Annotated in this window: 9 protein-coding genes and 2 pseudogenes; 7 read left to right on the top strand and 4 right to left on the bottom strand. The window is 41.6% G+C overall.

Features of this window, described 5'->3' with window-relative positions:
* Positions 1-245: 245 nt before the first annotated feature.
* Together V7K89_RS27605 and V7K89_RS27600 are read left to right on the top strand one after the other, a co-directional pair.
* Positions 246-1598: a selenium-binding family protein gene (locus tag V7K89_RS27605; protein ID WP_335192930.1), complete on the top strand. Its 1353-nt coding sequence runs from the start codon at positions 246-248 to the stop codon at positions 1596-1598.
* Between the two features lie 130 nt (positions 1599-1728).
* A pseudogene (locus V7K89_RS27600) lies at positions 1729-1821 on the top strand (IS6 family transposase); the annotation flags it as partial.
* Between the two features lie 83 nt (positions 1822-1904).
* On the opposite strand, the gene V7K89_RS27595 reads toward V7K89_RS27600, so the two are convergent.
* Complete coding sequence (locus V7K89_RS27595) at positions 1905-2207, bottom strand: hypothetical protein (RefSeq protein WP_335192929.1); 303 nt, start codon at positions 2205-2207, stop codon at positions 1905-1907.
* 85 nt (positions 2208-2292) lie between these two features.
* Positions 2293-2559 carry a hypothetical protein gene (locus V7K89_RS27590; protein ID WP_335192927.1) on the bottom strand — a complete coding sequence of 89 codons (267 nt, stop codon included), beginning with the start codon at positions 2557-2559 and terminating at the stop codon, positions 2293-2295.
* Positions 2560-2973: 414 nt separating this feature from the next.
* Between V7K89_RS27590 and V7K89_RS27585 the strand changes: the two genes are divergently transcribed.
* The 3 genes from V7K89_RS27585 (at position 2974) to V7K89_RS27575 (ending at position 6951) form a co-directional block, all read left to right on the top strand.
* A complete protein-coding gene (locus V7K89_RS27585) occupies positions 2974-4677 on the top strand; it encodes a PEP-utilizing enzyme (RefSeq protein ID WP_335192925.1) in 1704 nt (567 codons plus the stop codon).
* Positions 4677-5492 carry a PEP/pyruvate-binding domain-containing protein gene (locus V7K89_RS27580; RefSeq protein ID WP_335192923.1) on the top strand — a complete coding sequence of 272 codons (816 nt, stop codon included), beginning with the start codon at positions 4677-4679 and terminating at the stop codon, positions 5490-5492. The genes V7K89_RS27585 and V7K89_RS27580 overlap by 1 nt, the downstream gene beginning before the upstream one ends.
* Before the next feature lie 73 nt (positions 5493-5565).
* On the top strand, positions 5566-6951 hold the full coding sequence (locus V7K89_RS27575) for a DHA2 family efflux MFS transporter permease subunit (RefSeq protein WP_335192921.1): 1386 nt from the start codon (positions 5566-5568) through the stop codon (positions 6949-6951).
* Between the two features lie 122 nt (positions 6952-7073).
* On the opposite strand, the gene V7K89_RS27570 is transcribed toward V7K89_RS27575, so the two are convergent.
* Positions 7074-7199 carry a hypothetical protein gene (locus V7K89_RS27570; RefSeq protein ID WP_335192919.1) on the bottom strand — a complete coding sequence of 42 codons (126 nt, stop codon included), beginning with the start codon at positions 7197-7199 and terminating at the stop codon, positions 7074-7076.
* Positions 7200-7432: 233 nt separating this feature from the next.
* Entirely contained in the window at positions 7433-7624 is a 192-nt protein-coding gene (locus V7K89_RS27565; RefSeq protein ID WP_335192917.1) for a hypothetical protein, read from the bottom strand.
* A 177-nt stretch (positions 7625-7801) separates the two neighbouring features.
* Between V7K89_RS27565 and V7K89_RS27560 the strand changes: the two are divergent.
* Positions 7802-7942 (top strand): annotated as a pseudogene (locus tag V7K89_RS27560) (IS4 family transposase); the annotation flags it as partial.
* Positions 7943-8723: 781 nt separating this feature from the next.
* On the top strand, positions 8724-8972 hold the full coding sequence (locus V7K89_RS27555; RefSeq protein WP_335192915.1) for a Nif11-like leader peptide family natural product precursor: 249 nt from the start codon (positions 8724-8726) through the stop codon (positions 8970-8972).
* Positions 8973-9397 lie beyond the last annotated feature (425 nt).

The raw sequence follows: 9397 nt of genomic DNA, 5'->3' as shown, positions 1-9397 counted from the left end.
AAAGTTGACAACGTTAATTCAATACTTTCTGTTCGTTGTGCTTACCTCAACGGAACACTTGCTATTTGATGTTTTCGCCAAAGAGGGATGCTCCCCTTTTGTTGTGAGTAAACGTAAAAAGCTATGACTTTATCAAAAATATAAACAAATGCTGTTTACGGAGTAGGTACCGTTACAAATGTGCTATTTTACCTCTAGCTCTTACTAATTAGTGTAAGTTCTTAAGTTTGTAGAGGTATCAAACGATGACTCATGCTTGCTGTGGGCCTGGTTATGCTTCCCCAGAAGCAGCCATCCAGGCAGAAAAAGAAAAAGTGCTTTATGTAATTGCTGTTTATACAGGTACAGGTATTGAAGAACCAGATTATTTAGCAACTGTAGACGTTGATCCTGACTCTCCAACCTACTCCCAAGTAATTCATCGTTTACCTATGCCTTATATTGGCGATGAATTACATCACTTCGGTTGGAATGCATGTAGTTCTTGTCATGGTAATCCTAGTAAATCCCGGAGATTTAGTGTGATTCCCGGACAAAGATCTAATCGTATTTATATTGTTGATACCGCACAGCCGAAAGCAGCAAAACTGTATAAAGTTATTGAACCAGAAGAAATTAAAACAAAAATTAACTTAACAGCACCTCATACAGTACATTGCCTGGCAGATGGTCATGTAATGATTTCGATGTTAGGTGATAGCGAAGGCAACGGTCCTGGTGGTTTTTTGTTATTAGATGAAAATTTTGATGTTGCTGGACGCTGGGAACGTCAAGCCAATGCGATGCGTTTTAACTATGACTTCTGGTATCAGCCGCGTCATAATGTGATGGTGAGTAGTGAATGGGCTGCACCTAAAACATATTACCCAGGCTTTGACCTTAAAGATGTAGCATCTGGCAACTACGGACATCAGATACATTTCTGGGATTGGTCAACTCACGAAATTATCCAAACTGTTGACTTGGGAGAAGAAGGTTTAATTCCGTTAGAACTGCGCTTTCATCATAATCCCGACAGCACACATGGATTTGTTGCTGCCGCACTCAGCAGTAATGTTTGGCATTGGCACAAATCTAATGGTCATTGGCAAGTAGAAAAAGTCCTCGATATACCATCAGTGGAACTAGAAGGCTGGCCTATACCTGTACCATCCTTGATTACTGATATTTTAATTTCTATGGACGATCGCTATATTTACTTCTCAAACTGGCTACATGGAGATATTCGTCAATACGATATTAGCGATCCTTCCCATCCTCGGCTGAGTGGTCAAGTTTGGTGTGGTGGCTTGCAAGGGTTAAGTGGCGAAGTACAAGGTCACAAATTAGCAGGTGGACCACAGATGTTACAGCTAAGTTTGGATGGTAAGCGGCTTTATGTGACTAATTCCCTATTCAGCACTTGGGATAATCAGTTTTATCCTGACTTGTCGAAAACGGGTTCATATTTATTGCAGATTGATTGCGATACCGAAAATGGGGGAATGAAAATTAACAACAATTTTTACGTTGACTTTGGTAAAGAACCGAATGGTCCTGCTCGCGCTCATGAAATGCGCTATCCCGGTGGTGATTGTACTTCGGATATTTGGTTATAAAAATTACATACCAGTAGAAATTTTATAAAATGTGGCGGGTAATATATACCTGCTTTTTTGGTTGTGTTGCAAAAACTAGGGCAGGTCTGGTAGAAAAGAATCGTTTAAATGGCGTCATTTCCAATCCGAGATCATCCTGCTATGTGTGAGGTGGTACTTGAGATATCCACTCTTGTATCGTCACTTGGAAGAAATGATGTTAGAGCGGGGACTATTGGTAGACTGCACTCTCCTTGTATCCGCCACTCTTGGAGAGTAGAATGAAATCGCTCTCAGCATTTAATAATCATTAATAGTTTATTGTATTCAAATAAAGATATGTCTAGGAAATTTAGTCTTCTCGTCAGTTCCCCGCAACTGAACGTCTGGTGTAAGAAACTGCAACAGATTCAGATTTTCGAGTAACAACACAGCAGGTAATAGCTGCCCCTTGTTAAAATCTGGTTTCCAAATCGAATTCTCTCCCGCTTCTAGTTGCGTCTTAGCCCGTTTTGCATCACGGGTTGTCAGAAATTCTTGCCCTAGTGTCAAATAGTAGTGCATCCGCAGTTGGGGATACCACCCATCGTCATTTTTCTCCACCAAATCGGGTATAATACCAATTCGCAATGACGCTCGCGGACTCGCTAACGCTGCGCTAACGCAATTGAGAAATTTAGATGCAGCAAGCCTTTCCCAGCTTACATCTGTTGCCTTATTTTAGAGAATTGGTATAACTATTAACTTCATAACCGTGGGACAATTCAGCCTTATGCTGCTGATGTCTTTCGGCTGGAGTTTTCGCCCGTTGATTTTGCAGTTTCTTCAATTGAGCATCAGATATATCTTCAGAATCGGCGATTGCCTCCGGCACTGCGCTTTGTGCAATCGCTCGATATTCTTCTGCATATAATTTCTTCGATGCAGCTTTTACCTCTTTGACAATTTCCCCACTGTCATCTGCATCAGGAGCATCAATCACAGTAGATCCATCCGCTACTAATCCCCGAACTCCAGACTCACGATAGCACCGTATCTCAACGTTGATGACGCAAGCCCGTTTACCCCAGGCCTGTAAAGATTCGGATTGGAAATTGGAGTCGATATAACTGTAATTCTGATTATCAGCAGCGGACAGCAGGGCAATGTTAGTTTGTGTCGCAATGTGTTAACTCCTGAGCAATCCGCCTATTGATGTTGAGCCATTCCCCAGCTTCAAGAGCTTATCCGAGTTCTTGAGAGGATATTGGTTAAAATAAGGTTAACTTTCCACTAAAATTAGTTAAAGCGCTAAAAAATAAGGTACTTAACATTCGTCTATAGCAAAGCAATTAACTCAGTGAAATAGAAATCAAATCAATTTCACTAATTTTGCCAATTTTATTCACTCAAAGAAATGAACCAGCAGATAACAGTTGAATTAGAAAAATTTGTACCTCCGAGTCCTGGCGCGTGGGAATTGGAAAGTACTCATGTCCCTCGTCCGCTCAGTCGTTGGTTAGCACCAATTTTTGTACCTGCTTATATGCGTGGGTTTAAGGCCACTGGTGCTCAATATGGGTCATTGCTGGACTATATAGAGGTAGTCACGATTAATGGCTTTATGTACATTTGCCCCCGGATTGTGGGAGTACCCAAAAAAGCCAAAGAAACGCCACCTTACCTGATTTATAAGCTGAGTAATTGGCTCAATCCAGAAGTTCGCAAGCGAATCAAAAGAGCTGGTGAAGTGTTTGAGAAAAAGCTGTGGCGGGAAGATGTCAAACTCTGGGATAAAGAATGTAAGCCTGCTTTGGTGAAAAAAAATTTAGCTCTGCAAGCAGTAGATCCTGAAAAACTATCAACTGAAGACTTGATTAGCCATCTCAATGCTTGTAAAGAGGCGATGAGTGAGGCGATTTATTACCACCATCGCTTTAATAACTGCGCTATGACACCGCTAGGAGATTTTCTAGTTTATGCTCAAAAGTGGACAGGATTGCCAACTCACAAGTTGTTAGAGTTAATGCAAGGCTATAGTCCTGTCTCAGCCGGAGCGATGGCAGAATTAGAGCGATTAGCCCAAGTTGTTCGCCAGCACCCTGAAACACTCGATCAACTAAAGTCTAATCTGCAACCTGAGGAAATTTTGCGATCGCTACAACAATCATCACCAGAAATCGCCTCTGCTACTAATGATTATCTGAACTTAGCAGGAATGCGGGTGATTACAGGTTATGATGTAGCTGATTTGCGAGCAATCGAAGTGCCGGAAGTGCTGGTGAGAGCAATTCAAGAAGCGGTAGCCAGCGTGGATCGTCATCAAGTTGCTCAAATGATTGCTGAAAAAACCAATCAAGTCCGCACGGCTGTTCCAGAACAACATCGTCAAGCCTTTGATGACCTTTTAGCAGAAGCTCGATATACCTACCGCATTCGGGATGAACGTGTTTATTTTAACGATGCTTGGACAACCGGGATTGCTCGTCAAGCAATTCTCGCTACTGGAAAACGTTTAGCTGAAGCAGGAAAAATTTTTGCTCTTGATCATGCAGTAGATTTCACCAATGAAGAATTAACTGCCGCATTATTGGGTAAAGATGCCCCTTCTGCCGAACAGATTGCTCAATATGTCAAATACCGCACGACCAAAACCGCCGCCGATGTCCCCACTCACCTTGGTCATCCTGCCTCCCTACCACCACCACCGGAATGGCTACCACCGGATGGTGCGAGGATGACGCGGGCTGGCAATGCAGTTTTATCGAATATATTTGCTCCTCCCGCCCAACAAACACAAGTGCGAACTCTTAAAGGATTACCAGCTAGTCCTGGTCAATATGAGGGCATCGCTAGGTTGGTGCTAAATCCAGATGATATGGCAAAGGTACAACCTGGCGAGGTGGTAGTCGCGCGGATGACAGCCCCTGCTTATAATGTCCTGTTGCCGATTATTAAAGGAATTATCACGGATCGGGGTGGTTTACTTTCCCACGCGGCAATCGTGGCGAGAGAGTATGGACTGCCGGCGGTAGTAGGTTGTATGGATGCGACGAAAATGATTCCGAATGGCGCACGCATCCAAGTTGATGGCACAAAAGGTGAGGTGAAAATTCTTTGATGATGCCTGTTCCCTTAGTTGAAGCCTTTGAGCAAGCTTGGTTAGGTGGTAAAGCGGTACAACTAGGGGCGGCACTCCGTGGCGGTTTGCCTGTTCCCCCTGGTTTTGCTTTATCGGTGGATTTAGTAAATGCAATCGCTTCTGGCGACGAGTCAAGTTATCAATTGGTACTACCTTTATTATCGGAACTTGGCGGGGTGGTAGCTGTCCGCTCTTCGGCAGTAGGAGAAGATTCTGCTAGTGCCAGTTTTGCAGGTCAGCATTTAACTTGTTTAAATGTGCGATCTGGTAGCCAATTACTCACAGCTATTGGGGAAGTTTGGGCATCTGGACGCAGTGAATCAGCTTTGGCTTACCGTCAACGTTTAGGCATTTCCGAACCGCCCCAAGTCGCGGTTGTTGTCCAGCAATTAGTTTACCCTGATTGTGCAGGGGTGACGTTCACTCACAATCCTATAACCAATGCTGATGAAATAATCATTGAGGCTGCGTGGGGATTAGGGGAAGCGATCGTCGCAGGATTAATTACACCTGATCGCTACCGCTTAAATCGTAATGGTCAAGTGTTAGAACAAACGCCTGGGTTTAAAGATTTAGCTATCCAACCATCTGCCGAAGGAGGAACTATCGAAGTTGAGGTAGATCCTGCCCAAATTGAGCAGTTGTGTTTGGATCAAGTTAAGTTGCAAAAATTAGTAACTTTAGCTAGTCAATGCGAACAGTATTTTCAGAAATCTTGGGATATTGAATGGGCTTTTAAGAACGAAACTTTGTATTTATTACAATGTCGTCCGATTACTCGGAGTTTTGCTTAAATTCCTAATTTTGGGAGAGACCAGAAATACCTGTCTTTTTGCTTAAATTTATATTCATTTTGCTCCTAAAACTGTGGAAGAATTAAACCAAAAACAATCATGGACTGAACGGGCATTACTACTAACAATCGGTCTAGGGGCGATGCTAGCACCCTTAAACTCGACCATGATTGCGGTAGCTTTACCTCGTTTAATCGCCACTTTTGATACTACTGTGACGGCGGCTAGTTGGCTGGTAACTACTTATTTAATTGCGATGGCCGCGCTACAACCAGTAGCAGGTAAATTAGGCGATCGCATCGGTAGACGCGGCTTAATTTTGGGTGGCTTTATTTGCTTTGGGGTGGCATCAATGGGCGCGGCGGTAGCACCAAATTTACCGACATTAGTTTTCTTTCGGTTGTTGCAAGCAATTTCTGGAGCGATCGCTATTCCTAATGGTACTGCTTTAGTGCGGGAAGTTGTTCCCGCTCATCGTCGGGCTACGAGTTTTGGGTTGGTCAGTGCGTTGATTTCTTTAGCTGCTGCAATTGGCCCTCCCTTAGGTGGTTTATTAGTGGAATTAGCTGGCTGGCAAGCGATTTTTTATATTAATATTCCCCTAGTTATAGCCGCAGTTAGCTTAGGTTGGTGGACAATTCCGGCACGTGAGGTAGAAAGTAGCAGACAATCATTTGACTTCATCGGTGCGCTATTACTAGCGATGGCATTATCGGGAATTGCTGCCATTTTTACCCAAAGTCGCCATAGTTCTACCTTACTGCCAATCTCGATTAACTTAGTTTTAGTAGTAGGACTAATTATTGTGTTCTTGTGGCATGAATTACACCATCGAGATCCGGTGATTCAAATTCGTTTCTTTCGGCATCGAGTCTTTGCAGCGGCAAATGGAGCGATTGGTTTAAGTAACTTAGCAATGTATGTCACTATTCTTGCCTTACCTCAGCTGTTAATTCAACAGGGTGGTTGGAATGACTTTCAAGTGGGATTGGTACTGTCTGCGCTCTCTGGAACCTTAATCATCAGTTCACCTTTTGGTGGTCGCTTGGCAGATCAATTTGGTCGTCGTTGGCCGACAGTTGCCGGTTTAGCTTTATTAACTATTGGTTTTGTACCATTAGCTATTACTGCCGGAAAAATCAGCCTTTTACCTTTAATTGTTTGCTTGGCAATAGCTGGGACGGGGCTAGGTGTTTCTACGACTGGGTTGCAAACATCGGCTATTGAAGCATTACCAGCAAAAGAAGCTGGGGTTGCCTCTGGAGTCTTCTCAACAAGTCGTTACTTGGGTAGTATTGTGGGATCGAGTTTACTTGCTAGTTTACTTAACTCAGCGTCAGGTAAATATAGTAGATTTGGGGCAGTATTTTTATTAGTAGCGATCGCTGCTTTCGTTTCATTTTTAGTTAGTTTTGGTTTACAAAGCAGAGTAGTTCTAGCTAATCATCAAGAAAGCTAAATGCCTAAACCTTTAAAAAGGTGGCTACCAAGTTACGGATACTGTTAGGCCAATGTAGTATATGCTTGTTCCCTCAAGTAGTACGTAGTCCAAATCCTACAATTAAAATTGTTTGAATTTCCTCATAATTGTAGCCTTGATAAACCAGTTTCACAGAATAGCGCTTTCCCCTCCTCACGGGCATCTGGGCGATTATCTATAAATTTTTGTAGTTCTGCGATTGCCAGTTGTAGATGCTGGTTTATCATTGTTCGCTCTTAGACAGATTTTCCCTCCGTATTATCTCTTAGCCTTTTTTAAAAATCAAATATGATTCCTATAAAATTTTATGTTATATTCCTGACGGGATGACAAAGAGGCTAAACAGCAGACTGTATAAGAGTCATAGCACGTAGACCTTTATGAAAATGAGGCAGTTTATTTGGCTTGAGGCGCATAAGTGCGATCGCAGTTGTCAAGCGATCGCCTGGAATGAGAATAATTACGCCGTGACTAACTCTGCTCTCTCCAGCAGCTGTTGCAATTTATTGTCAGTTAGCTGTTCTAGCGGTTGATCTAAAAAATATTCATCAAAAATGGATTTACTATCAGTAGACACGTCCACTATCGACAGCCGCCAGACTGCATCCATTGCCGAGTCACACGGCATTTGCTGACATTCTCCAGTACGCATACCCACCAGCTACCATCAGTGCATCCGACTTCACCCAGTTGAACGCAATACGGTTCAGTTAAGGCTGAAATAGTTGTAAATTAAGTATTGTTTCCAAAAATAGAAATCAAATACAGTCGACCTCAAGGAATTGTCATTGGTGTTTCACAAGATACAAAGTATTGAGATATTCAGGCTGTAAGAACGTTAATTTTTCAAGTTGCAACCAGCGCGGAGGTTGCACCCTTACGTTTAAGTTTCACAGGAACGTTGCGAGTTATTCGTCGTGCCATCCCTAAATTCCAGCGTTTGCAACCACACGAACTTTCCTTTTTTTGAGTTGGTTAACTCTAGAAATTCTTGATCAAGTTTTACCTGAAAGGGTTCATAGAAGTAATCCAAAAGTCGTGAAAAAGCCTGTATCAAAATTTCGCTCCGAAAAAGTAGAACACACATAGAGGTACTGGAACAATAACAAAACCTCGTGGCTTCCTTATTCTAAGCACTGCATAGCCTTAACTGAACAGTATTGTCTAGCATCAGGGCGACAGTAGACTTTCCCTGTCCGCCTGCTAGTCCAAGGGTGAGATTGTAGGTGTGCGAGATTGTGGCATTGTAAAGACAGCACAAATTATTTATTGCACAAAGATAATAATATATAATTACATTATTATTTATTAAAACAATTGTATTTTTGTACAAAAGTAAAGAGACAATTGAAAATGTCCAAAAATGTTACTTATTTTTGGCATCCCACTATGAGCACAATGAGGGTAGGTAGAGTAGTAGTAGTAGTCTGTCAAAAAATAATTTGTTATTCGACACCTGAAAATGCTATAAATATTACAAAACTTTAAGACTTTACAAAATTTAAATCTTAATAAATCAACTTTTATTTTCTAGAAGAAAAAGCCTTTTGCATGTGTCTAACTTTTCCAAATAATTTTTGACCCCTTGCTAAATAATACAAGTAAGGTATACTTAAATACGTATGGAAGTTGTCATGGAGATATGGAGATAAAGTTAAAATTTACTATAGTAAATAAATTTTTGAATACATTATCTCCAGTTGCCAACTGCTGTAAATAAGTTTTATTTTGTATCAGGAGGTAAGAAGGTCATGTCTAAAGAAAGCGTTCAGGAATTTTTCAAAGCTGTTGAAAATGACCAAGGGTTAGCACAGAGGCTCAGGAGTGCAGATAGTCCTGAAGATATAGTCAAGTTAGCTGAAGAATCTGGTTACAGCTTCACAGTTGAGGATTTACAAGCTATCTATGCAGAGGAAGGACTGACTCAGGAGCAGTTAGATGCTGCTTCCGGTGGGAGGCCCCCGTATTGTACTAGCAAAGGTTGTTACGACAGAGGTTAAGGCATTTGCCCTACATTTGCCAATTGCGAGTGTGCCAACCTTCCAAAAACTTACGATTATTGATTTAAAACTCCTTGATTAGTTGCTGGAAGAATATTTGCTAACCTCGATTGTGGAATAACAAAGCTAAAAAAGTTAAAAAACTTCTTTTAAATTTATTTGGCTCTTCCGTACCTTTGATGCTGAATCTTTAGTTAAGCTTCAGAACTTGACCTGAAAATCCAGTTTAGAAGCCTAAATTTCCGCCTAAGCATAAAGTGCTAGTAATAAGGACTATTATTATTGACTAGCAAGTTTTTCCAAATTTTTACTATGCGGGTTTAGAGCATATTAAGAGGATGTTTTAAAAGTCCAAGAAAGTAAAAACTCATGCGAGTCGTCGAAGCATAATACGTATCATCGCAATATAAATAAAAGTCTCGGAG

Source organism: Nostoc sp. (assembly GCF_036917515.1).
Taxonomy (GTDB): domain Bacteria; phylum Cyanobacteriota; class Cyanobacteriia; order Cyanobacteriales; family Nostocaceae; genus Nostoc.
The sequence above is the reverse complement of the archived record's forward strand: the minus strand, read 5'-3'. Positions and strand labels throughout refer to the sequence as shown.